We start from the raw sequence: 22,408 nt of genomic DNA, 5'->3' as shown, positions 1-22,408 counted from the left end.
AGAAAATAATGGTCAATTATTAAGAAAGGAATATAGAAGATAGATAGTTTTACTAAAAAAATATGGGTGAGTGAAACCTCTGGAAAATTTAACCATTAAGATTCAATTAAGCTTTTAAGAATATTAAGTTGAGCTACGCTTTAAGCAGTACGGCTTAAAAAAATCTATTTGATTTTTTCTTAATGAAACTTAATCTCTTCAATACCCTTAATGGTTCAAATTAAAAATCTGTGCCATTTGAGAAATCTGCGGGAAAGTAAAAATTCACAATTAACCATTGACCATTCACCCACAATAACCCAACAAGGACTGTAAATCACTTTACAGCCCTCGTTTTTTAGGTTATTAATGTATTTGCAATGAAGTCAGGCACTAAAGCATAGTGCGCCAGTTTCATGCTGATCGAAGCTCTTCCGCTCGTCAGCGTTCTCAGATCGGAAATATATCCGAATGTAGAGGCTAACGGAACTTCCGCCGTGAAAATCTTTCTTCCTGATCTTTCATCAATGGACGAAATAATTCCTCTTCTCCGGTTGATATCAGCAGTTACAGCACCCGTATATTCCTCAATACTCTGAATTTCCACCTGCATCACCGGTTCCAGAAGTTTCGGACTGCATGATAAAGCAGCGGCCCTGAATCCGTCTCTCGCAGCATTTTCAAAATCAAATGCGCCAGAATCCTGATCATGGAAAGAGCCGTCCAGAAGTCTGATCTTCATACTTTCCAATGGATAACCTTTCAATGGGCCGTTTTCCATAGCTTCTCTGAAACCTTTTTCTACGGAAGGGATAAATTCACCGGGAATAACACCTCCTTTGATCAGATTAATGAATTCCAAACCGGGTTCATTGTTTTCTCTTGGCCCGATCTCAAAAGTGATATCGGCAAACTGTCCGCTTCCGCCATTCTGCTTCGAAAGTTTTTCCCTGTGCGTTCTGGTTTCCGTTAAAATCTCACGGTAAGACACTTTAGGTTTCCCCTGATTGACTTCTATTCCATGATTCAGACGGATCTTTTCCAGAGTGACCTCAAGGTGAAGTTCGCCCAGACCGCTCAATAAAGTTTCTCCGGTTTGCCGGTCTCTTTCCACCACTAATGAAGGATCTTCTTCCTGAATTTTAGCCAGAACCAAACCGAAAGATTTCTCATCACTGTTCGTTTTAGGCTCTATCGAAACCCTGATCACAGGAGCAGGAATGGTAATCGCTTCCAGTAGGACAGGTTTTTCAACCGCGGCTAAAGAGTCTCCGGTTTTAGCATCCTTTATTCCTGTTAAAGCCACAATATCACCTGCTTTTCCTTCCTCTATTGATAACGTTTTATCCGACTGCATCTTCAGAATTCTCGATATCCTGAAACTTTCCCCTGTTCTTACATTCAGAACCGTATCGCCGGATTTTATGGTTCCGGAATACAGACGGAGCATGGCAAGCCTTCCCATATGTTTATCGATCACGACTTTAAAAACAAGCCCTGAAAAAGTTTCCGTTTCATTTCTTGCCAGTTGCACAGCTTCTTCCGTGTCGGGATCTTTCCCCTGAATGTCCGGAAGCTGATCCGGAGCCGGAAAATAAGTAACGACCGCATCCAAAAGTGGCTGTACTCCTTTATTTTTGAAGGCAGAACCACAGAGAACCGGAACCGCAGCTCCTGATCTGCAAACCTTTTGTAAAGCTTCAGTGATCATTTCCCCGGTGACATGGTTTTCAGGATCCATGAAAATCTCAAAGAACGTTTCATCATATTCCGCGAGGGTTTCCATTAGTTTCGTCCTGTATTCATCGGCATCAGCTTTGTAATCTTCCGGAATTTCCTTTTCTGCGATGATTTCTCCGTTTTCATCCGTCCAGTATAAAGCTTTCTGTTTGATTAAATCAATCACTCCTTCAAACTGGGCTTCAGCTCCGATCGGGATTTGAAGCGCCATGGGAACTGCATTAAGCTTCGTTTCAATCTGCTTAAGAAGGGCGAAGAAATCTGCTCCGATCCTGTCCATTTTATTGATGAAGCATATCTTTGAAATTCCATGTTTTTCAGCCTGGAACCAAACGTTTTCGGTTTGCGGCTGAACCCCTGAAGAGGCACAGAAAACAGCGACCACACTATCCAGAACTCTTAATGAACGCTCGACTTCTACGGCGAAATCAATGTGTCCGGGCGTATCGATGATATTGATGTTATAAACCGTTTCCTCCTTTTTCCATTGCGTAGATACGGCTGCGGATGAAATGGTAATTCCTCTGCTTCTTTCCTGGATGTCTTTATCCATGGTGGTATTTCCATCGTCTACATTCCCGATCTTATGAATGAGACCTGTGTAATAAAGGAGCCTTTCCGTTAAAGTGGTTTTTCCTGCGTCTACATGTGCTATAATTCCTATATTTCTTGTGTTATATTTCATTTTGCTGAATTTAAATTGTTGATTTTGAGAATACGATCAGGTATTCTCATCGTTTTGAGGTCGGAAAATAAGGCAGCAAAAAAGACCCATCTGAACAGATAGGTCTTCAATATATTTTGAGTAATAAAAGATCTATGGAACTATTCAGATAAATATTGATTGCTGCCAGAGTACACAGCTCTCACAGGGTTACTTAAAGTTATTATATTTATCATTTTTGTTGACATTGTTGATTTTAATCGGTTGCAAAACTAGATAATTTTTTTAATTGTCCAAAATTTTTCAGGGAAATTTTTTGATATGCGAATTTAAACAAATGGTTAAGCAATAACCTGGATCGTATGAGAAACCTGTGAAAATTCATAAAAATTTCTTAAAACAGAGAAGTACGTAATGCATTTATGAGAAAAATTTTATCTTTGGGAAGAATAGCCCAAATAAACACTTGTTGATGATTAAATAATTTTAAATCTTTTTCAAGAAAGCTAAATAAAACTTTTAACTTAAAACTATTGAAAACGGATATTGACATTCACAACCACTGTCATTTTTCTTTTGACTTGTGGCTCACCTTAATCAAATCTCATCCTGAATTTAAAACGAAAAGAGTTGAGCTGTTCACCTCGTTTTTTAATGTGGATAAATCTGTTGGCGAAGTTGCGAAAGCCGTAAAATATTATGATGATCTTTGCAATACGATCAATGAGGTAACAGGCGGCAATATCGATACATTTGAAATCTACTTAATGATTCTTGGTTCTCTGGATGTAGATGTAAAGCAATTGGATAGAGAAAAACTGGAAGCGTTTTATCTTAAGAGTGAAGAGCTGTTTTTAGAATATAAGCCTGTTGTGATTTTCGAAAATATAAAAGAGTTTTTTGATCAGATTAAAAATCAGGGAAAGACTGTCAATATTTTAAGCAATACAGGATTTATCAAAGGAAAAACAATGAGAAAGTTTCTGATCCAGGAAGAGCTGGACCAGTATATAGATTTCCATATTTATTCCGATGAGATCAATATTTCCAAACCCAATCCCCTTATTTTCCAGGAAGTGAAGAACCATCTTAAAGATCAGGAACTTCCGATGCACCGCGTTCTGCATATAGGAGACAATCCGATAGCAGATTATAAAGGAGCGAGGGATTTCGGTTTCAATGCCCACTTATTAAAACACTGATACATATGAACAAAAGATACAGCTTACATCACATTCATTCGGCGGATGAATTCACTTTTTCGCCCGCGGAATACAGCTATTTCAAGTATGGCGCGAAGTCGTATGCTGAAAAATTTGCTAAAGAATTATTCGACGGATTTATTGCGGGACATGCAGAGCTTTTAAACACAGAAAAAGAAATCGTGGTCCTTCCAAGCCCGTATATGGCTATTCCTACGGCCTCCAATTTTTTATGTTTTTTCTTTAAAAAACATCTGGATATGTATTTGTTCCAGAAAGGAATGAAATCCAGTATTTTATCAAAGATTAACAGGAATCACACGTATATCACGGATTACGGGAACCTGAATTTCGAAGACCGTAAAAATCTGATCGCCAATGATACTTATTATATCGATAAGGACTTTTTACGCGGAAAACTTTGTATTTTTATAGACGATATCAAAATCACGGGAAGCCACGAATTCACGGTGAACAGGATTTTGAATGAATATAATGTGGAAGCCGATTTTATGTTCCTCTATTATGCGGAACTGATGAATTTTGATCTTGATCCGAAGATTGAAAATTTTTTCAATTACTATGCAGTGAAAAATATCAAACACATTGCAGAAGTAATGGGGAAGCCGGATTTCGAGTTTAATACAAGGATCGTAAAATATATTTTAGGCCTGGATTCAAGTAATTTTGACTATCTTACGTCTAAAGTAAAAAAGGAGCAGATGGATCTGCTTCTGGAGCTGGCGATCAGTAACAATTATCATTTAATAAAAGAATACGAAAATAACATCAATACTTTAACACAAACGGAACTCTATTATGGCTATTAACTTACAAAAAGGACAGAGAGAAAACATTAACGCACCTAAATTCACAGTAGGTTTAGGATGGGATATCAATAATACTTCAACGGGAACAGGATTTGATCTTGATGCTTCTTTATTTTTACTGGGTGAAGACAGAAAATTAGTATCAGACAATCATTTTATTTTCTATAATAATTTAGAATCTCCGGACAAATCTGTGATCCACACAGGGGATAACCTTACCGGTGAAGGTTCAGGAGATGATGAGCAGATCAAAATAGATCTTACAAAAATAGATTCTGCCATTCAGGAAATTACAGTAGTAGTGACCATTCACGATGCAGATGCAAGAAAGCAGAACTTCGGACAGGTGAGAAATTCTTTCATCAGAATTTTCAATTCAGATACGAATGAAGAGATCCTGAAGTATGAACTAGACGAAGATTTCTCTATTGAAACTGCGGTAGAATTCGGAAGAATCTACAACAGAAACGGAGAATGGAAATTTGAAGCTGTCGGGGCAGGTCAGAGAGACGGTCTTGACAAATTCGTATCAATTTATCAAAAGTAATTATGGACAATCAGGAAAATCAACCCATAGATCCAATGGGGTCAATTGAACCTCTTAAAACATTCGAACCAACGCCTATGGCTCCACCGAGCCAGCCTGTACAAAATGCAGCACCGCCGGTTCTTGTGGACAAGGAAGGAAATGTAAATCTTACCCATTTACAGACAGAAGAAAGACAGAAATATGAACTTCTGGCCAATTCTATCGATGAGACCAATCCGGGCTCCATCGTGAATTATGGTGCGGAGCTTCAGAAAACTTTATCCAACCAGAGTGACAGCTTCTTAGGAAATGTAAGAAGATCCAACTCAGGAGAAGTTGGGGTACTGATCAACGATTTGTTGGTAGAACTGAACTATGTGGACGTTGAGGAACTTCAGCAGAATAAAGTGAAAAGCTTCCTGAGCAAAATCCCGTTCATGAAAAAGGTCATGACACAGGTGGAAAATCTGTTCGCAAAATATGATAAGATCATCAACAATATCGAACAGATCGCTCATAAAGTAAACGCTGGAATCATTACTTCAACCAAAGATAATGCAGTTCTGCAGACTATTTTTGAAAGCAATGTGAATTCCATCAAGGCTATTGAAGAACTGGTCATTGCAGGAAATGTAAGAATGGAAAGAGCGGCGGGAGAACTGGCTTTAATGGAAGCGGCTCCACAGAACTACCAGGATTACCAGATTGCGGATAAAAGAGATTTCATTGCGAGACTAGACCGTAGAATGGCCGATCTTAAAGTGGTGCGTATCATCATGATGCAGTCCCTTCCGCAGATCAGACTGGTACAGAATAACAACGTTTCTATCGCTGAAAAAGCACAGACGATCCTTACCACTACACTTCCGGTTTGGAAAAACCAGCTTTCACTGGCGGTGGCTATGTTCAGACAGCAGCAGAATATCGAAATTCAGCAGAAAGTATCTTCTACCACAGAAGCCATTCTGAAGAAAAACGCAGAACGTCTGGGCCAGAATTCAGTGAATGTGGCAAGAGCCAATGAGCAGACCATTGTATCGGTTGAAACATTGAGAGAAACCACTTCAATGCTGATCAATACATTGAATGAAGTGAAACAGATCCAAAAGCAGGGAGCGGAAGGAAGAAGAAAACTGGATCAGGATCTTCAGACATTGGAGCACGAACTAAAAGCAAATGTCAGAGGTTAAATAACAGGATACCAAGGTGGGTGATGACGCAGCAACCATAATGTCTCAGAGTAAAAGAAGATTAACAAAGCTTAAACTTCTTGCTAATTTTTTTGAACATATTGATATCATATCTATTTACATCAAAACAGATATTATTCATAATTTATTTCAGGAAAATAAGGCGCTGGACTACAGCAAGCTGGAACTTTTTCACCTTCAGTATACCGACAGCCTCATTGAGCTTCTGACCAAAATAAAGCGTCAGAAAGAAAATGACATGCTGACTGTTATTAACGAAATTGACGTCAATACCAAATATATTGAAAGTTTTGAGGAAAGGCGAGTAGACAGTTTTCAGACCGACAGGAAGATGTACAGCGGTATATTTTCCCAGCATCTGAAAATGCTTTACAAAGACCTTACTGAAGATATCTTTACGGCAGACTGGAATAATGTGCTCTACTTCCACAAAAAGTACGGACAGGAATTCTACAGAACTGGAGCAGATGAAACCCAGCTTAAACCCCAGCCTTTTCCGGCCTATCAGTATAAGGATTATACGATAGAAAGGAAACTTTTGGGAAGGCTGAACATTCAGAGTTTCAAAGTACGCTTTGTTTGCGGCTATCTGATCGGGACCTTCGAGTATGAGCTTTTTAAGATCTTCCAGTCCGATGATTATTTCATCTTTGGAGTGGATGATAAAAAGCTTTACTTATTTGACGGCGATCTGGAAAAAATTGATATTTCAGAGAACCAGTCCAATCAGAGTTCGATTATCAATCAGCTTAAAACAAAGAATGAGCTGCTTGAAAATTCCATCAACGAAAGGAAAAGAACGATTCCTTCGGAAGTGGAAAATGTCCTGAAAGATTATCTTAAAAACCTCGAAAATATAGATATTATGAGCAAGATTTTCGCATTCGATGAAGAAACGAATATCCTGCGGGCAATGCTTAATTTGAATTTGAATAACAATTAAAGCGAAAGAAAAAACAATCATTTCGCCTTAGAATACATAACAATACTAAACATAAAAAGATGGCTATTAACTTACAAAAAGGTCAGAGAATTAACCTGAAAAAGGAAAACGGTGCCGAGCTTACCCAAGCCTGTGTGGGAATCAACTGGGGAGCAATTGAGAAAAAAGGACTTTTCGGAACTAAAAAAGAAGCAGTAGACTTAGATGGAAGCTGTATCTTATTTGATTCAAACAAAACACTTACGGAAGTGATCTATTTCGGAAACCTGAAATCAAGAAACGGTTCTGTAAAACATAGCGGGGATGATCTTACCGGTGATGTAAACGGAGACGATGGTCTGGATAATGAAGTGATCACAGTAGATTTCAGCCAGCTGGAACCAAACGTAGAACACGTGGCTTTGGTACTGAACAGCTACCAGGGACAGGATTTCGGAACCATTCCTTTTGCTTCTATCCGTATTTATGAAGGAACGCCTACCAATGTAAGAGAGGTTTTCGCTAAATACGATATTGCGAATGATGCTTCATTCAAAGGGCACGTAGCAATGGTAATGGGAGTTTTCTATAAGAGAAACGGAGAATGGAAATTCAACGCGATCGGGGATCCTACATCGGACAGAAAGCTGGAACAGACGATCCAGACGGTTCAGGCCAATTATTTATAATCAATAGACAATCAATAAGAATGGGCTTTGGCACATTCAGAAAAAATGAATAGTTTTATAGGCTTGAGCTAAAACTTATTGATCAGATTGATATCAAATAAAAAAACATTAAAAATTAGCAATATTTGTGCATCCAGTACATCTATTGCTTTTATCATATAATAACATAAACTGAAGTGGAACATCAAAGTATTTTAGAATTGCACCCGGGCTTGGTGTGGGGATTTGCGGTAACAGTCGTTATCATGCTGCTCCTGGATTTAGGAGTATTCAACAAAAAAAGCCATGAAGTAACCTCCAAAGAAGCTACCATCTGGTCTATCGTATGGATTTCATTATCCATGGTATTCTCAGGAGTGGTATATTGGGTTTTCAACACAGACGGAACGCCTGCAAGCCACGCATTGGCTATTGAGAAATTTACGCAGTATCAGGCCGCCTACTGGATTGAAAAAGCCCTTTCTGTGGATAACTTATTTGTATTTATCCTTGTTTTCGGGTTCTTTAAAGTTCCGAAATACCTTCATCACAAAGTACTCTTCTGGGGAATTATCGGTGCGCTGATCTTCAGAGCGATATTCATCTTTGCGGGAGTAGGGCTGATTAACCTGACGTATCTTCCTGAAATGAATATTTTCGGACATCCGGTACAGATCAACGTGGTGATGACCCTGTTCGGTCTTTTCCTTGTGTATGCGGGGATCAAATCATGGGGCGACGGTGGCGATGATGACGATGAAGATTACAGCAACACGGCTGGTGCAAGACTGATCAAAAGTTTCTGGAAGGTTTCCGATAATTATGACGGTGATAAATTCTTCACCATCCAAAACGGAATCAAAATGGCGACACCGCTTTTAGTAGTGGTAGGCGTTATTGAATTTACTGACGTTCTATTCGCGGTAGACTCTATTCCGGCGATTTTTGCAATTTCAAATGACCCGTTCATCCTTTATACATCCAATATTTTTGCGATCTTAGGATTAAGATCTCTGTATTTCTTATTGGCGAATTTTATCCATATGTTCAGCAAGCTTCCGTACGGATTGGCGATTATCCTTTCATTTATCGGGGTAAAAATGCTGATTGCACCATGGATTCATATTCCGTCTCCGGTTTCATTGGGAATCGTAGGAGGTGTATTGGTACTTTCTGTTCTTATATCCATTATGTTCCCTGAAAAGGAAGATGAGGAAAAAGAGAAACTGGAAGATAAATAAATCTTAAGAATTCTTTAAAAATATAAAGCTCCTGAAATATCACTTTCAGGAGCTTTTTATATTATTATCAGCAGTATATTCATTGTATTCCTTTTGATATGTGAAACGCCTTTGTTTATCTTAAAAATAAAAACACATTTGTTAAAAACCTTTGTCTGCCTTAGCGATAAAAATTTACCCGAAAGCTGAATTAATAAACCATTAAGAAAAATGAAGTTTTTAAGATGATTAAGATGGAGCTCCGCTTTAAGAGCAAGGCTTAAAAAAATCTTTAGATTTCCCTTAACTATTCTTACCTCCTTCACTCTTCTTAATGTTTCAAAAAAAACAACAGCACAAAAATATTCACTATCCGCTCCATCCGCGTGAGATCCTAAACCTTACATTCTGAATCACCAGACACATTTTTACATTGTATTCCTTTGATTAAGTGAAACGCCTTTGTTTATCTTAAAAATAAAAATAATTATTAAAAACCTTTGTCTGGCTTAGCGATAAAAATTTACCCGAAAGCTGAATTAATAAAACCACTAAGAAAAATGAAGCTTACATTGTATTCCTTTAATAAGTGAAACGCCTTTGTTTATCTTAAAAATAAAAATAATTATTAAAACCTTTGTCTAGCCTTGTGATAAAAGAAACGGAAAAAAAACAGACCAGTCTGTCTATGTTGAAATTTTATCGTACATTTGTCGTACAAAATAACAGAACATGGCATCCCCAAGAGAAAGAATTCTGGAAATAACTTTTAATCTGTTCAGCCAGCAGGGCTACAATTCCACGGGAATCAACCAGATTATTTCCGAAGCGAAAGTCGCCAAAGCAAGCTTCTATCAGCATTTTAAGTCCAAAGAAGATTTATGTGTGGAATTTCTCAATGTAAGACATCAATACTGGTTCGGCGAACTGAATCATTTTTGTGATGACGAAGCAAATCTTAAACTAAAAATCCTGAAATCTTTCGATTTTTTAATCTATATGAATCAGAAAGAACATTTCCGGGGCTGCAGTTTTCTCAATATTCTATCAGAGATTCCCATGGATAATATTAAGATTTTGCAGGTAATCCAGCAGCATAAAAAAGATCTTAGACATTATTTTTCGGAGCTGTTGAAGGATGAAGAAATTTCAGATCATATTTATTTGCTTTTTGAAAGCAGTATCATCGAAAGCCAGCTTTTTAAATCCAATGAACTCATTGAAAGATCAAAAAAAATAGTCAATAATTTAATTTCTTAAACTATGGAACAGAAACATCCGCTTCCGCCTTTCACCCTTGAAACGGCAATAGAAAAAATTCAGATGGCAGAAGATGCCTGGAACAGTCAGGATCCCGAAAAAGTATCCAAAGCCTACACCGTTGACAGCGAATGGCGGAACAGAGATACTTTCATTAACGGAAGAGAAGAAATCGTCAGTTTCCTGCAGAAAAAATGGGCAAAGGAACTGAATTATCAGCTTAAAAAAGAATACTGGGCCCATACCGGCAACCGGATTGCAGTCCGCTTCGAGTATGAATACCAGACCAAAGAAGGAAAATGGTTCAGAGCCTACGGAAATGAAAACTGGGAGTTTGATGAAAATGGACTGATGATGAAAAGATACGCCAGCATCAATGATGTTGCTATACAGGAAGAAGAACGGAAGTTCAGATAAAATTTCAATCAGATCACTCCAAGGTGAGCCGAACCCGGCCCGCCTTTTCTATATCCTGAAAATGTTTGAATACAATCAGGTCAACGTCAAAAACTCATCACTCATCATTTATAACTCATCACCTATAACTCAAAACTTTTCCCGTGCAGCAGCTTATTAATCTTTCTCCTCGTCTGCACAGAAACCTTGTAAGCTTCATCACGCAGCCTCTGTATCTTCCCCACAGGCTGGAAAAAAATCTTGCTTTCAAAAGGATTGAATGATAAGAGTTCACTGCTGCAGCTATTCGGATCAAGAAGTGCTCCCTTATTGATTTTCACTTCCCCGATCCGGATGAACGGTGAATCTTTCCACTCTACATTCAGTCTGTTGATCGGCTGATTTTTCAGATCATAACAAAGTTGTATAAGGACATCTGCGGAATAATCATGATCCTGGAAATAGTTTTTTAAAGCGGCTTTCATCTTTAATTTCCGGCCAAATTTTCTATCAACAGAATGAGGAACAAGCTTTATTTTGATCATATAATCTCCAAGACGGTAGGCACCTACCGAATGATAGTCAAATGACAGGATAAAATCATTCCTTTTGCCCATGAGCTTGAAAATATTCCTTATAAAAGACAGGGTGCAAATGCTGGGAATCACCTTAACAGCCTGGGCGGCCAGTGAAAAGAAGCTGCTCCATTTCTTGATGTAAAACCGGTTTAAAGCGGTAAATAACTTCAAAAAATGAGAAACGGAATTGGTTGGAAATAACGGAAAATTGACAAGTGGAAAATTAGCGATCAGCCCGCCGTTTTCATCCTTTATTTTTACAGCAAATCCATACGCAGGAATATCTTTTCCGGTATTGTTGATTTTGAGGCTGGCATTCGAAAGTCTTATGGTAAGATCGAATTTATCTCCGTCAAAATAGGGTAGAAGCTCCTCGGGAATATTTTTATCGATGAAAAATGTACCATCAGCGACTGTATAGGTTTTGGCATGGGCATTCCGGGTGGCATAATTCACGTCACTTATACAGGATGACTGCTCAACGAAATCGGCAATGGTTTTTTTATTGATGTCAAGAAGTATCTTTTCCTCTTCATTAAGCTCATCGAATTTCTTATTATATTTTAGTGGTTCTGGCATTTAGTTTTTAAATTCAATTATAACGCCAAGTTTCTGAATACGTGTTAACATAATATTAAAATTATTTGAATTTTGAGCGAAAGGCTTTTGGGGTTGCGAGTTGTCAGTTTCTGGTTGCGGGTTGTCAGTTGCGGGTTGCCAGTTTTCAGTCTCAAAAGCGAATAAAAGATGAATTGTTTTTAGAACCTATTTTTCCCGCACCGAAACCCGCAACCAGCAACTGACAACCCGCAACCAGTAAATTCTCAACAACTATTTCCTCCTACCCACTACCATAACTCCCATCCTCCGGCTTCCCTCTTCCATCTTCTCAAAAACCCCTATCTTTGTAAAAAATATCAACAATGGGCGTAGCAGATATGTTATTTAAAAAGAAAAAAGAACTCGCAGAAAAAAACCTGAATGACGGGAAAGAGTACATGGAGGAATACGGGAAGAGAGAAAGCGTTGTACAGTTGCCAAGCGGTCTGCAGTATGAAATTATTACAGAAGGGGATGGTGCCAAGCCGGGACCAAAATCCACTGTAAAATGCCACTACCACGGAACTACAATTTCCGGTAAAGTTTTCGACAGCTCTGTAAAAAGAGGAACACCGGCATCTTTCCCTTTAAACAAGGTGATTAAAGGATGGACGGAAGCTCTTCAGCTGATGCCTGTAGGAAGCAAATGGAGATTGATCCTTCCGCCACACCTGGCGTATGGAGATCAGCAGATCAGTAAAGAAATCGGGCCCAATTCTACATTGGTTTTCGAAGTGGAACTGCTGGATATAAAATAATCCTGCTTAAAAATGGCTTAAAAATTTACCTGTAACCGGGTAAATTTTTTTATTTGTACTATATTCGTGTAGATCAATTGCAAAGAACGAAGATTGTTAAACCTTTTGTAAAGATTTTGGAAGCTAGAAAAACAGTATAAAATATATGCAGTTTTAAATTTTATCTCTGATAAAATCCTTGCGTCTTAAAACAAAACGAAAGAAAAAAATCGCGTCCTTGCGATGATCCAACACCATCACACAAAGAAAAAATAGAACTGAATGAAAAAACTCTTTTACCTTCTGGCTGTATTCACCCTGCTGACCTCCTGTGTTTCCAAAAAAAATCAGGTGATCAAACAGAATATCCTTACCCTGAGAGACAGTTACTGTAAGGCTCCTTTCAAATACAATTACAGCAACAGGGTTCCTTCCTATAATTCAGATTCTATTTTAGCAGCCAATAAAGAACTGCAGGGAACGTTTTCCGATCAAAGTATTTTGATTCTGAATGCCCTGGATAATCTTGATGAGGTTCACCAGATTATTGACCTTAAAAAAGATTCTTCCATTGCTTCACAGGTAAAAGTATTGCAGCTTAAAAGTAAAATTAACAGTAAAATTACCATTGCCCTCACAGAGCTGGATGCCGTAGCCGCAGAATTCGATTGTGAAGGGGAAAGGGTAGCGCAGATCGGGAATTATGTAGACAATTTGAATGAATCCAAAAATAATAAACTGATTTTGCTCTCTATCGTAACCGGAGCGGCTGCTTCAGTGGCAGGCGGTATTGTGCAGGATGGCGGCTGGAGCAATGCGATTGATATTGGAGGAGGGGTTCTGGGAGCAGGTTTTGGTCTTGCCACCCTCAATCCGAAAGGAAAGAAAGTAGAATTTATTCACCAGAGAAATCTTTTGAGAGATATCTGGAGAGAAAAACTGGAATCTCCGAATTTTCCGCCGTTTATCTGGTATATGTATACGGAGAAGAAATTTTCGAACAAAGAACAGCATTCCATTATAGGAAGTATGAGGGAGAGATGGCTCCATTACCAGTTTGATGACAGCAAAGCGGAAGCAGACCAGTCCGTGATCTTCAGCGACGGAGGTTTCTACAGGGCAGATGATCTTCACAACCGTGCAGCGATGCTGAATCAGATGCAGTCAGCTACGAGAACTATCAATCAGAATATCAATTATCTGCTGCTGGATCTGGATAAATTAATTCTTTAAGAAAAATTTAACTGTAATAAAATTTGTTACATTTAAAAATTTGTCTATCTTTGCAGAGTAATTAAAATGAACAATACAAGATTTGCTACGGCGATACATATTATGACCTTGCTGGCGAAAAGTCCTCAGGAGTGGCTCACTTCTGAATGGATTGCGGGCAGCGTGAATGTAAATCCGGTGATTGTAAGAAAGGAATTGAGTGTTTTAAGAGAAGCAGGCCTGATTATAAGCAGACAGGGGAAAGACGGCGGAACTCAGCTTGCGAGAAATGCAGATCAGATTAGTATTTCGGAAATTTATAAATCTGTGAAAAACACGGATGTGTTGGGGAAAAAGAATCAGAATCCCAATCCGGCATGCAGCGTGGGAAAAGAAGTCAATGTTCATTTAAATACCCTGTTTGAAGAAACAGATCAGTTGGTCATTAATTTTTTAGGAGATAAGTCATTGCAGGAATTCAGCGATCAGTTCGAATAAAAATTTTTTACCCATAAATGTAACAAAAGTTATTACAATTAATTTAAAATAAAATAGTATGAAAAAAGTATCAGTAATCGGTGCGACCGGTTTTGTAGGAACAAAAATAGTGAATGAGCTAACATCAAGAGGGTATACAGTAGAGGCTTTGGTAAGAGACGCTTCTAAAGTAGAATCAAAAGAAAACGTAACCGCAAAAAGCGTAGATGTGAACAATACGGAAGAGCTTGCAGAAGCTTTGAAAGGAAGTGATGCGGTCATCAGTGCATTCAACGCAGGCTGGACGAACCCGAATCTGTATAACGATTTCCTGAACGGTTCTGTAAATATTGAAAAAGCGGTAGAACAGTCAGGCGTAAAAAGACTCATCGTAGTAGGAGGGGCCGGAAGCCTTTATACACCGGATAATGTACAGATCGTAGATACTCCCGATTTCCCTGAAGCTTACAAACCGGGTGCAACAGCAGCGAGAGATTATTTAAACAAGATCAAAGAAAACAATACCCTTGACTGGACATTTTTCAGCCCGGCTATAGAAATGAACCAGGCGAATGTAGGGGAAAGAACCGGAAAATACAGAACTTCTCTGGAAACCCCTGTTTTTGACGAAAACGGAAGAAGCCGTCTGTCTGTAGAAGATGTAGCAGCCGTATTGGTAGACGAACTGGAACAGAACAACCACATCCGCGAGCGTTTTACAGCAGCTTACTAATTCACAAAAAAAAGAGACAATGTTAAAAAAGAAATTATTATCACTGGCAGCAGTGCTGGGATTGGTAAGTATCATGTTTGCGGGAAATTTGAAGATCAAAGTATACAATCCCGGCTCAAAAGCCATTTTTCCAATTACTTCCACTATTATTTACGGAGATAAAGATGCTGTGCTTATCGATGCCCAGTTTCAGAAGCAGTATGCAGAACAGTTGGTGAAGGAAATTAAAGCAACAGGGAAAAATCTGAAGACCGTTTTTATTTCCCACAGCGACCCTGATTTTTATTTCGGACTGGATGTGATCAAAAAAGCATTTCCCAATGTAAAAATCATTTCCACAGCACAAACCGCGTATCTGATATCCGCTTCAAAAGATGATAAGATGGCAGTATGGAAACCACAGCTGAAAGAAGATGCTCCCTCAGAGATCATTGTTCCGGAAGCTGCCAATGCTATTCCTGATTTGGAAGGAAATAAAATTGAAATTAAGCAAAATGCTGAAGATCCTGCTCACAGTTTTGTCTGGATACCATCTTTAAAAACAGTGGCCGGAGGGATTTCAGTTTCCGTAGATTCTCATATCTGGATGGCGGATACTCAGAATATCAAGGCAATTGATCAGTGGATCGGGCAGATTGATGCGATGAAAGCATTAAAACCTGAACAGGTTGTTCCTTCCCATTTTGCAAAATTATCTCTGTCTCCACAGTCTCTGGATTTCGTTAAAAACTATCTGGAAAATTATAAAAAAGCAGTGACGGAAAACAAAACATCTTCCGGTGTTGTAGATTTTATGGTGAAACAATATCCTGACCTTCACGGAAAAGATGAACTGGAAATGGGAGCGAAAGTTTTCTTTGGGGAAATCAACTGGGACCTGAAGTCACCTTATCCTGCGATAGGCAACAAAGTGGAAGCTGATTTCGGAACATTTAAATTCGTTCTGGACTTCAAAAACAATAAAGAAATGTCCTTCACAGGCGTTTCCGGAAATGTAAAAGGAAATACAGATACCGTACAGTATACTGCAACAGAAGTAGCCAAGAATATCTTTATGGTGTACTGGCACGAACCAAAACTGGGTTCAAACATTACCCACATTCAGGATTATAATAAGAATATCATTTATACCAATATTGCAGAACCGGACGGATCATTTACGCATCTGAAAGGAACGCTTAAAATTGTGAAATAATATAAAACTGCTGTCCAACGATAGCAGTTTTTTTTATTGATAATACAGGATATTTTCCGGTAACAAGATCATTGATGACAAACATTTCTGGGGGCTGAGGCTCCAGAAGCCCCCATGCACTTCAATTATTTTAACCACAAAAGCCACAAAAGCTTATAGTTTTAAACACTTTAGATCACTTTAGTTTCAAAAGTTTTATCATCCTGAAAAATAATAAGAACACATAAAGCAGAAAAATCAAAGATTTTCATAAAACTTTAGTGTACTTTATAGGTGTATTATATTTAACTTAAAAAATAACTTAAGTGTTTGAAAAGCTTTGTGTGAGTTTTTATTGACCACAGTTGACACAGATCATATTGTTTACTATAAAATCTTTGATTTTTTAAACTTATGCGATCTTCTTATTCACAAAGTATTTAAGCTTCAAATAACTTGAGTGTTAAAAGCTTTTGTGACTTTTGTGGTTGATGTTTTTCTTTTCCCACAGAGTTTTCAGAATACACAGATATTCTTTGGATATTCTTACATAAAAAATGGCCGTCCAACAGACAGCCATTTTTTTATAAATTCATAAACAGTTTCGGATTGACCGGGGTGTTGTTTTTGTGTACTTCGTAGTGAAGGTGCGGGCCTGTAGAACGTCCGGAGTTGCCGGATTTGGCGATAACCTGTCCTACTTTTACTTTCTCATTTACTTTTGAAACCAGTTGCGAAAGGTGACCGTAAAGGGTAGCCAGTCCGTTTCCGTGAGAAACAATGACACAGTTTCCGTAACCGCCTTTCTGCCCTGAGAAAATAACGGTTCCTGCGGCAGCAGCTCTTACATCTGAGCCGTAAGCCACTGCAATGTCCAGTCCTTTGTGGAACTGCATCTGATCTGCTTCAGCAGGTGGATTATTCTTTCCCATCGGCGCTTTCGCTGAGGCATTTCCTGCTACAGCTTTCGTTGAGGCAGCAGCCGGAGATGGTGCCGGAGCAGCAGGTGCCGCTTTCGGAGTGACCATTACTTTTACTTCTCTTTTATTACCGTAGCTGTCTGTTAATTCAATGATTTTTTCAACAGGCTCAGCTTTTACTTCCGGTTTTGGTGCGGCAGCAGCCATGGGTTTGGATTCTGCGGCAACAGGCTTTACAGAAGCAAATACGGTTTTAAAAGGAATTGGATTTTTTCTGATTCCGAAATTGGAGGAGATGTAGCCGTCGGTAGGCATTCCCAAGGGAACCTGCATCAGTTTTTGCTGAAGATTCATTAAATACTGGCTGTAGCGGTTGGCCTGCTTGGCCAGATAGACAGAGTTGGAGATACTGTCCTGACTGAGGGCCATCAGTTTTTCGTTGGTGATGTCTTTAGATTTCAGAAATGAATTCAGCTGAGCTACAGTCTGGTCAACTACTGTGAGATCTGTTTTCATTTTCAAATAATCTACACTGTCTTTCTCAGTGTTTATTTTAACAAGATTCACTTCATACATCTTGTCGTCTTTTTCAGAAAACAGTCTGCCGATTAAAATGGCTTGTGCAAAAACTACTAGCAAAAGTCCTCCAAGGAGAATATTCACGTTCTTCCTGCTGGTTAGAAATTTCTTCATTTTTCTTCTTTAGATAAATTACAAAACGGTTTTAAGCGTGCAAATTTAATTAAAAATACTCTTTGAGGGATATTTTTAAAGAAAACTTATATTTTTCTGTATTTAACGGCTAATTAGATATTTAATTGTGTTGAAGTGTTAATTTTTTCAGAAATTGGGTTTTATCATAGCCCCGGAGTCGGTGTTGCGGCTATGTTTTTAATATATTTGCAGTTCACATTCCAATTATGGCTAAAAAGAAAATAATTTCAGAATCTTCTCATCCAAAAAAGAATAAAAACGATATTTCTGTAGGAGTAGTAGGAAGCGGAAGTTTTGCTACCGCTATCGTAAAAATGCTGGTTGAAAACTGTAAAGTGGTGCACTGGTGTGTAAGAAGCGAGTTCGTAAAAGGAGCTATTGAACTCCGCGGACACAACCCGTCTTACCTTACCGCCGTTAATTTTAATCTTAAAAGTCTAAAACTTACCACAGATATCAACGAGCTGGTGAGCGCCTGCGATGTGATCGTACTGGCAACCCCTTCCATTTACCTGTCGGATACAATGGATAAAATGACCTGTGAATATGGGGACAAAATTTTTGTTTCTGCAATTAAAGGGATTATTCCTAAAGTGAATGATGTGGTAGCACATTATTTAAGAGACGAATTTAAAATTGGTTTCAGAAACCAGGCCGTTATTGCAGGACCATGTCACGCGGAAGAAGTTGCTATGGAAAGACTTTCTTATCTTACCGTTGCTGCCGTAGAGGATGAGACAGCAGATAAACTGACAGGAATTTTCGGTTCAGATTTTATCAAAGTACATTCCAGTAAAGATATTTTAGGAAATGAATACAGCGCGATTCTTAAAAATATTTTCGCGATCGGGGCGGGAATAGCAAGCGGACTTGGCTACGGAGATAACTTCACAGCAGTTTTTGTTTCCAATGCGATCCGTGAAATGGAAATTTTCCTGGAAGCGGTATACGAAGCTCCAAGAGATGTGAATGAAAGTGCTTATCTGGGTGACCTTCTGGTAACGGCGTATTCTCTTTTCTCCAGAAACCGAAGCTTAGGAAATCTTATCGGAAAAGGATATACCGTAAAATCGGCAATCCAGTCTATGAACATGGTGGCAGAAGGGTATTATGCAGCAGATTCGATCTATAAAACAGCTAAGCAGAAACATCTGAAACTTCCGATCATTGATACCGTTTACGCCATTCTTTATGAAGGCAAAAATGCAGAAAAGCAGTTTAAAAAATTAACAGCAAAACTGAATTAAACTGAATCCGGGCTTAATATAGTTTAAAAAATAATTAACCGTCATTTAGTATAATGGCGGTTTTTTCTATTAATAATTCACATGATTTACCTTGCTCACACTGTTGTAGCTATCAATATAAGACTTTGGAGACTGCCCGATAATGCTTTTAAATACTCTGTTGAAATTCGTAATACTGTTGAATCCTGTTTTATAGGCTACTCCTGAAATACAGTCTGCTTTTTCTCCCGTAGTAAGACTTTTACACGCCGCATTAATCCTTACTTCATTCAGAAAAGAAATAAAGGTATGGCCTGTGTGTTTCTTGAAGTATCTGCAAAAGGCCTGTGGCGTCATAAAAGCTGTGTTGGCGACATCTTCCAGAGAGATAGGATTGGTATAGTTGTCCGTAATAAAATTAATGATTTTGCTCAGCCGCATCCCTTCATTCTCGCTGAAATTAGATGAATACAGATCTGAGCATAGTCGTTCTACATTTTCGTTCAGATCCTGTAAAGTATTCATTAATTTCACAAAACTGAACAGAACATCGATGCCTGTTGCCTTATGAACCGTAAAGATTTGTTTCATGATGTCTTCTGTAAAACCATATGGAACTTTAAAACCATGCTTGTTTTTGTCTAAAAAAGCTTTTGCCATTTTCATTTCAGGTAGCCCGAACAAAGAAGCGAGAATACCACTGGGATTGAAGTAGACGGAACATGCCTTGATCACCTTTTCGCTGTCATCGGCAAAATATTCTGCATTGCTTTTAAATAAATGGGGAAGCTTGGCACCGATCACAAAGACATCTCCGGGACGGAACGCGTGCATATCATTACCGGCAATCAAAGTTCCTTCACCGCTTTCTACATAGGTAATCTGCCACTCATCGTGCCTGTGAAGATACTGATAAAAATGAGGGAGCTCAATATACTCTGTGATCACACTTTTATCTTTCGGGACAAGGATGGTAAACGGTAATACTTTCATAGTAATCTGGCTTATCAATTACGACTTAAAAGTAATCATATTAACCCAAATCTGAATAATATTCACATGATAAGGTTAAAATATGGCTATATTCTGGTAATATTGGAAAACCGTGATTCTTCCAGTTTTTCAAAAATAGGCTATTTATCTGGCCACCGAAAAAGGTTCTATTTTAAGTTCAGTAACTATACCCTCAGCAATCTGGCTGACCAGTAATCCTGTTGCCATACCTAAGCTCAGTCCCATCATGCCGTGACCTGTAGCAATAATTAAATTTTCTCTCTTTTCACTTCTCCCGATATAGGGTAGACCGTCAGGAGACGAAGGACGGAAGCCATACCAGATATCTTTTTCTGCCGGAAGCACAGGTTTTAAATCCGGGAAATACTGTGGAACAGATTCTGCAATTCCTTTGACCCGGTGCATATTGACTTTGGTATTTATTTTATCCAGTTCCATCGTGCCTCCATACCTGATCTGGCCATTCATAGGGGTGAGAGCCACTCTCGCTTCACACAGCAATGCCGGTATCGTTAAGCGGTTTTCAGGTTCAGGCTCCATAAAAGAATAGCCTTTTCCGGGCATCAAAGAGACAGTAAGATCAGCCATTTTTGCGACTTCCGGTGACCATGAGCCTGTTGCAATGACATATTGGTCTGCTTCCCAGCTCTGTTTTCCTGTAAACACCCTGATCACCCGTTTTCCTGTAGTCTCAATTTTATCCACCTTCTTATTACGTTCTATTTTCACTCCATTATTTGCCAGATAGCGAAGCAGAGCATTCATCAGCTTTGTTGGATAAACATGAGCATCACAACGGTAATGGACTGCACCCAAAACGTCTAATTTTAAGTCAGGTTGTAATGCCGTACATTCAGCAGCATTCAATACTGCCATATCCAAGCCCAGTTCAATGGCTCTTGCAGCCAGATGAGCTTCTTCCTCTCCGGCTTTTTCAGTTTTGTAAAAAGCTAAAATACCGTTATGGGTAAGTTCAAAATCAAAACCGGGTTCTTTCGCAAGATCTTCATATAATTTTTTACTCAGCAGGGAAAGGTCATGTAAAGGCTCTGCCGACTGGCTCACATGCTTTGCTGTGGCATGTTTTATAAACCGGATTCCCCAGCTGATGAGATCAGAATTTAATGACGGGCGAACGTAAAACGGGCTTTTACTGTTAAACATCCATCGGATCCCCTGTTGAATCATTCCGGGAGCGGCCAGCGGAATAAAATGACTGGGTACTATCATCCCTGCATTACCAAATGAGCAGCTGTCTGTAATGTCACCTTTATCCAAAACAGTGACCTCATAGCCTTTTTTTTGTAAATAATAGGCTGAGCTTAAACCTACAATTCCGCCTCCTATAATCAATACTTTCGACATTCTTCTATTTTAATGGTCTTGAAAATTTAATTTAAATCACCTGAAATCCGTGTGCATAGGGATCATCTTCAGCGTCAATTTTAATGGTATTGTAACCAAATACTTTAGCCCAGCCCTCTACACTTGGAATGATGGCTTTGATTCCGTTAAGTTCCACTTCTTCTTCAATTTTTCCCGTAAACTTGCTGCCGATAAAACTTTCGTGAATAAAATCTTCGCCTAGCTTTAGTTTTCCTTTAGCGTACCATTGCGCAAGGCGGGCAGATGTTCCGGTTCCGCAAGGTGACCTGTCGATCGCTTTATCTCCATAAAAAACAGCATTTCTGGCGGTTGACGCAGGATCGATGGTTTTTCCTGTCCACAGGACATGGCTGCAGCCATTGATCGTTGGGTCTAAAGGATGAACAAAAGTATATTGCTCATTGATTCTTTTTCTGATGGTTTGGCTCCAGGTAACCAGCTGTGCAGCGGTATAGTGTTCCAATCCCGGGAAATTTTCCTGAGGATCTACAATAGCATAGAAATTTCCGCCATAAGCTACATCAAAAGTAAGCGTACCCAAATCCGGACATTCTACCTGCAAATTTTCAGCAGCAAGATAAGAGGCTACATTTTTGAGCTTTACTGATTTTACTTTTTTACCTTCCTGTTTATATTCGATCAGGACCAGGCCTGCCGGGGCTTCCATTCTGATGATGCCGGGTACTTTGGGTTGAATAAGGCCTTCTTCAATAGCAATGGTGATGGTACCAATCGTACCGTGGCCGCACATAGGCAGACAACCGCTGGTTTCTATGAAGAGAACCGCAACGTCATTATTGGGATCATGAGGAGGATAAAGAATACTTCCCGACATCATATCATGGCCACGCGGTTCAAACATTAAACCGGTTCTGATCCAGTCAAATTCCTTAAGAAAGTGCTGGCGCTTTTCACTCATGTTGTTACCTGCTAACTGAGGACCGCCACCCGCCACCAACCTTACCGGATTTCCGCAGGTATGGGCATCGATGCAAAAAAATGTTTTACTCATGAGA

Annotated in this window: 21 protein-coding genes; 15 read left to right on the top strand and 6 right to left on the bottom strand. The window is 39.0% G+C overall.

Features of this window, described 5'->3' with window-relative positions:
* Window positions 1–337: 337 nt before the first annotated feature.
* On the bottom strand, window positions 338–2,404 hold the full coding sequence (gene fusA, locus JET18_RS21605; RefSeq protein ID WP_202094690.1) for an elongation factor G: 2,067 nt from the start codon (window positions 2,402–2,404) through the stop codon (window positions 338–340).
* A gap of 512 nt (window positions 2,405–2,916) precedes the next feature.
* Between fusA and JET18_RS21600 the strand changes: the two genes are divergently transcribed.
* The 9 genes from JET18_RS21600 (at window position 2,917) to JET18_RS21560 (ending at window position 10,642) form a co-directional block, all read left to right on the top strand.
* Window positions 2,917–3,585: an HAD family hydrolase gene (locus JET18_RS21600; RefSeq protein ID WP_202094688.1), complete on the top strand. Its 669-nt coding sequence runs from the start codon at window positions 2,917–2,919 to the stop codon at window positions 3,583–3,585.
* Window positions 3,586–3,590: 5 nt separating this feature from the next.
* Entirely contained in the window at window positions 3,591–4,415 is an 825-nt protein-coding gene (locus JET18_RS21595) for a phosphoribosyltransferase family protein (protein ID WP_202094686.1), read from the top strand.
* Window positions 4,405–4,962, top strand: a complete 558-nt coding sequence (locus tag JET18_RS21590) for a TerD family protein (RefSeq protein WP_202094685.1) — start codon at window positions 4,405–4,407, stop codon at window positions 4,960–4,962. Before JET18_RS21595 ends, JET18_RS21590 begins: the two co-directional genes overlap by 11 nt.
* A 2-nt stretch (window positions 4,963–4,964) precedes the next feature.
* On the top strand, window positions 4,965–6,134 hold the full coding sequence (locus JET18_RS21585; protein ID WP_202094684.1) for a toxic anion resistance protein: 1,170 nt from the start codon (window positions 4,965–4,967) through the stop codon (window positions 6,132–6,134).
* A gap of 40 nt (window positions 6,135–6,174) precedes the next feature.
* Window positions 6,175–7,098, top strand: a complete 924-nt coding sequence (locus JET18_RS21580; protein ID WP_202094683.1) for a hypothetical protein — start codon at window positions 6,175–6,177, stop codon at window positions 7,096–7,098.
* A gap of 59 nt (window positions 7,099–7,157) precedes the next feature.
* Window positions 7,158–7,766, top strand: a complete 609-nt coding sequence (locus JET18_RS21575) for a TerD family protein (RefSeq protein ID WP_034703446.1) — start codon at window positions 7,158–7,160, stop codon at window positions 7,764–7,766.
* A gap of 176 nt (window positions 7,767–7,942) precedes the next feature.
* Window positions 7,943–8,986, top strand: a complete 1,044-nt coding sequence (locus JET18_RS21570; RefSeq protein WP_202094682.1) for a TerC/Alx family metal homeostasis membrane protein — start codon at window positions 7,943–7,945, stop codon at window positions 8,984–8,986.
* A gap of 711 nt (window positions 8,987–9,697) precedes the next feature.
* On the top strand, window positions 9,698–10,225 hold the full coding sequence (locus JET18_RS21565) for a TetR/AcrR family transcriptional regulator (RefSeq protein WP_202094678.1): 528 nt from the start codon (window positions 9,698–9,700) through the stop codon (window positions 10,223–10,225).
* A gap of 3 nt (window positions 10,226–10,228) precedes the next feature.
* Complete coding sequence (locus JET18_RS21560) at window positions 10,229–10,642, top strand: nuclear transport factor 2 family protein (RefSeq protein ID WP_202094677.1); 414 nt, start codon at window positions 10,229–10,231, stop codon at window positions 10,640–10,642.
* 122 nt (window positions 10,643–10,764) lie between these two features.
* Here JET18_RS21560 and JET18_RS21555 read toward each other — a convergent pair whose 3' ends face one another.
* Window positions 10,765–11,778, bottom strand: a complete 1,014-nt coding sequence (locus tag JET18_RS21555) for a catalase family protein (RefSeq protein WP_202094676.1) — start codon at window positions 11,776–11,778, stop codon at window positions 10,765–10,767.
* 344 nt (window positions 11,779–12,122) lie between these two features.
* Here JET18_RS21555 and JET18_RS21550 point away from each other — a divergent pair, with 344 nt between their 5' ends.
* The 5 genes from JET18_RS21550 (at window position 12,123) to JET18_RS21530 (ending at window position 16,153) form a co-directional block, all read left to right on the top strand.
* A complete protein-coding gene (locus JET18_RS21550) occupies window positions 12,123–12,557 on the top strand; it encodes an FKBP-type peptidyl-prolyl cis-trans isomerase (protein ID WP_202094675.1) in 435 nt (144 codons plus the stop codon).
* A gap of 261 nt (window positions 12,558–12,818) precedes the next feature.
* Complete coding sequence (locus JET18_RS21545; protein WP_202094674.1) at window positions 12,819–13,769, top strand: hypothetical protein; 951 nt, start codon at window positions 12,819–12,821, stop codon at window positions 13,767–13,769.
* 66 nt (window positions 13,770–13,835) lie between these two features.
* Complete coding sequence (locus tag JET18_RS21540; protein WP_202094673.1) at window positions 13,836–14,246, top strand: Rrf2 family transcriptional regulator; 411 nt, start codon at window positions 13,836–13,838, stop codon at window positions 14,244–14,246.
* A 58-nt stretch (window positions 14,247–14,304) separates the two neighbouring features.
* Entirely contained in the window at window positions 14,305–14,958 is a 654-nt protein-coding gene (locus tag JET18_RS21535; RefSeq protein WP_202094671.1) for an NAD(P)-dependent oxidoreductase, read from the top strand.
* A 19-nt stretch (window positions 14,959–14,977) separates the two neighbouring features.
* Window positions 14,978–16,153, top strand: a complete 1,176-nt coding sequence (locus JET18_RS21530) for an MBL fold metallo-hydrolase (RefSeq protein WP_202094669.1) — start codon at window positions 14,978–14,980, stop codon at window positions 16,151–16,153.
* Between the two features lie 563 nt (window positions 16,154–16,716).
* On the opposite strand, the gene JET18_RS21525 is transcribed toward JET18_RS21530, so the two are convergent.
* Complete coding sequence (locus JET18_RS21525) at window positions 16,717–17,745, bottom strand: M23 family metallopeptidase (RefSeq protein ID WP_202094667.1); 1,029 nt, start codon at window positions 17,743–17,745, stop codon at window positions 16,717–16,719.
* Between the two features lie 227 nt (window positions 17,746–17,972).
* Here JET18_RS21525 and JET18_RS21520 point away from each other — a divergent pair, with 227 nt between their 5' ends.
* Window positions 17,973–19,013 (top strand): NAD(P)H-dependent glycerol-3-phosphate dehydrogenase, encoded by a 1,041-nt coding sequence (locus tag JET18_RS21520; RefSeq protein WP_052202538.1) that lies wholly within the window; start codon window positions 17,973–17,975, stop codon window positions 19,011–19,013.
* A gap of 69 nt (window positions 19,014–19,082) precedes the next feature.
* On the opposite strand, the gene JET18_RS21515 is transcribed toward JET18_RS21520, so the two are convergent.
* From JET18_RS21515 to JET18_RS21505, 3 genes are all read right to left on the bottom strand, one after another.
* Window positions 19,083–19,985 carry an AraC family transcriptional regulator gene (locus tag JET18_RS21515; protein WP_202094665.1) on the bottom strand — a complete coding sequence of 301 codons (903 nt, stop codon included), beginning with the start codon at window positions 19,983–19,985 and terminating at the stop codon, window positions 19,083–19,085.
* A 144-nt stretch (window positions 19,986–20,129) separates the two neighbouring features.
* Window positions 20,130–21,371: an NAD(P)/FAD-dependent oxidoreductase gene (locus JET18_RS21510; RefSeq protein ID WP_202094663.1), complete on the bottom strand. Its 1,242-nt coding sequence runs from the start codon at window positions 21,369–21,371 to the stop codon at window positions 20,130–20,132.
* A 31-nt stretch (window positions 21,372–21,402) separates the two neighbouring features.
* Window positions 21,403–22,404 (bottom strand): 4-hydroxyproline epimerase, encoded by a 1,002-nt coding sequence (locus JET18_RS21505; protein WP_202094661.1) that lies wholly within the window; start codon window positions 22,402–22,404, stop codon window positions 21,403–21,405.
* Between the last annotated feature and the right edge of the window lie 4 nt (window positions 22,405–22,408).

The sequence above is a fragment of the Chryseobacterium endalhagicum genome (assembly GCF_016745235.1).
GTDB lineage: Bacteria > Bacteroidota > Bacteroidia > Flavobacteriales > Weeksellaceae > Chryseobacterium > Chryseobacterium endalhagicum.
This window is presented reverse-complemented; position numbering and strand designations above follow the sequence as displayed.

Excerpts from the sequence above, each read along its gene's own strand:
- fusA (WP_202094690.1), bottom strand. The coding sequence starts at position 2,404 with ATGAAATATAACACAAGAAATATAGGAATTATAGCACATGTAGACGCA.
- JET18_RS21595 (WP_202094686.1), top strand. The coding sequence starts at position 3,591 with ATGAACAAAAGATACAGCTTACATCACATTCATTCGGCGGATGAATTC.
- JET18_RS21590 (WP_202094685.1), top strand. The coding sequence starts at position 4,405 with ATGGCTATTAACTTACAAAAAGGACAGAGAGAAAACATTAACGCACCT.
- JET18_RS21585 (WP_202094684.1), top strand. The coding sequence starts at position 4,965 with ATGGACAATCAGGAAAATCAACCCATAGATCCAATGGGGTCAATTGAA.
- JET18_RS21580 (WP_202094683.1), top strand. The coding sequence starts at position 6,175 with ATGTCTCAGAGTAAAAGAAGATTAACAAAGCTTAAACTTCTTGCTAAT.
- JET18_RS21575 (WP_034703446.1), top strand. The coding sequence starts at position 7,158 with ATGGCTATTAACTTACAAAAAGGTCAGAGAATTAACCTGAAAAAGGAA.
- JET18_RS21565 (WP_202094678.1), top strand. The coding sequence starts at position 9,698 with ATGGCATCCCCAAGAGAAAGAATTCTGGAAATAACTTTTAATCTGTTC.
- JET18_RS21560 (WP_202094677.1), top strand. The coding sequence starts at position 10,229 with ATGGAACAGAAACATCCGCTTCCGCCTTTCACCCTTGAAACGGCAATA.
- JET18_RS21555 (WP_202094676.1), bottom strand. The coding sequence starts at position 11,778 with ATGCCAGAACCACTAAAATATAATAAGAAATTCGATGAGCTTAATGAA.
- JET18_RS21550 (WP_202094675.1), top strand. The coding sequence starts at position 12,123 with ATGGGCGTAGCAGATATGTTATTTAAAAAGAAAAAAGAACTCGCAGAA.
- JET18_RS21545 (WP_202094674.1), top strand. The coding sequence starts at position 12,819 with ATGAAAAAACTCTTTTACCTTCTGGCTGTATTCACCCTGCTGACCTCC.
- JET18_RS21540 (WP_202094673.1), top strand. The coding sequence starts at position 13,836 with ATGAACAATACAAGATTTGCTACGGCGATACATATTATGACCTTGCTG.
- JET18_RS21535 (WP_202094671.1), top strand. The coding sequence starts at position 14,305 with ATGAAAAAAGTATCAGTAATCGGTGCGACCGGTTTTGTAGGAACAAAA.
- JET18_RS21530 (WP_202094669.1), top strand. The coding sequence starts at position 14,978 with ATGTTAAAAAAGAAATTATTATCACTGGCAGCAGTGCTGGGATTGGTA.
- JET18_RS21525 (WP_202094667.1), bottom strand. The coding sequence starts at position 17,745 with ATGAAGAAATTTCTAACCAGCAGGAAGAACGTGAATATTCTCCTTGGA.
- JET18_RS21520 (WP_052202538.1), top strand. The coding sequence starts at position 17,973 with ATGGCTAAAAAGAAAATAATTTCAGAATCTTCTCATCCAAAAAAGAAT.
- JET18_RS21515 (WP_202094665.1), bottom strand. The coding sequence starts at position 19,985 with ATGAAAGTATTACCGTTTACCATCCTTGTCCCGAAAGATAAAAGTGTG.
- JET18_RS21510 (WP_202094663.1), bottom strand. The coding sequence starts at position 21,371 with ATGTCGAAAGTATTGATTATAGGAGGCGGAATTGTAGGTTTAAGCTCA.
- JET18_RS21505 (WP_202094661.1), bottom strand. The coding sequence starts at position 22,404 with ATGAGTAAAACATTTTTTTGCATCGATGCCCATACCTGCGGAAATCCG.